Genomic DNA, 1195 nt, shown 5'->3' with positions numbered 1-1195 from the left:
CCGAGATGGAGGAGAAGAGGACGAAGGCCTTGAGGTCCTGGTCCTTGGTCAGCTCGTGGAGGTTCCAGGCCGCATCGACCTTGGGGCGCAGGACGTTCGCCAGGCGCTCGGGCGTCAGTGCGCTCACCACGCCGTCGTCCAGCACGCCGGCCGCGTGCACGACACCGGTGATCGTCCGGCCGTGGAGAGCGTCCGCGAGCGCGTCCCGGTCGGCGGCGTCGCAGGCCACGACCTCGGCGCGGGCGCCGAGCTGCGTCAGCTCGTCCACCAGCTCGGAGGCGCCACCGCGACGGCTCAGCAACAGCAGGTCGCGGACACCGTGTTCGGCAACAAGGTGCCGGGCGACGAGCCGGCCCAGGCCGCCGGTGCCGCCCGTGACGACGACCGTGCCCTCACCCCAGCCCTTCGCGGGTTCATCTGCGAGGGCCGCACGGGCCAGCCGGCCCACCCGTACGACACCGTCGCGCACCACCACCTGGGACTCGCCCACGGCCAGCACCGCGTCCAGCGGCACCTCACCGTCCGCGTCCACGAGCATGAACCGGCCCGGGTTCTCCGACTCGGCCGCCCGCACCAGACCCCACACGGCAGCACCGGCCAGATCCGACACACCATCGACGGCGCCCCGCGTGACGAACACCAGCCGCGCACCGGCGAAACGCGGCTCCGCCAGCCACTCCTGCACCAGACCCAGCACCCACGCCGTCACCCCGTGCACGTCCTCGGGCGCCGAACCACCCGCCACGGGCACAAGGACGACGTCCGGCACCTCGCCGAGCGACGCCAGGCCCTCCCCCAACGTCACCGCCGTCACGTGCTCACCCGCGCGCGACGGCGCGGGCACCCACTCCAGCCGCAGCAGCGACCCGTCCACCGCGTGAGAGGCGGCGGCCAGCTCGCCCAGCTCGACGGACTCCGCCGACAGCACGAGCTCGCCCGCCGCGTCGGCGAGGGCGAGCGACAGCGTGTCAGCGCCCGTCCGCACCAGCCGGGCTCGTACGACGGTCGCGCCCGAGGCGTGCAGGGACACCCCGGCCCACGCCACCGGCACGAGCCCCCGGCCGTCCGCCTGCAGCACGGCGGCCGGCAGGGCCGGGTGGAGGCCGAATCCGGCAGCCGCTCCCGTCAGTTCGGCAGGGAGCTCGGCCTCGACGAAGGTCGCTTCGCCGCGCCGCCAGACGCCCTCACCGTCCTC

Annotated in this window: 1 protein-coding gene; it reads right to left on the bottom strand. The window is 74.7% G+C overall.

Annotation, left to right across the window (positions count from 1 at the left end):
• Positions 1-1195, bottom strand: a 1195-nt coding sequence (locus AB0O00_RS40440) for an SDR family NAD(P)-dependent oxidoreductase (protein ID WP_363659652.1), incomplete at both ends; no start/stop codon positions are given.

This window comes from Kitasatospora sp. NPDC093558 (assembly GCF_040683475.1).
Lineage (GTDB): Bacteria > Actinomycetota > Actinomycetes > Streptomycetales > Streptomycetaceae > Kitasatospora.
This window is presented reverse-complemented; position numbering and strand designations above follow the sequence as displayed.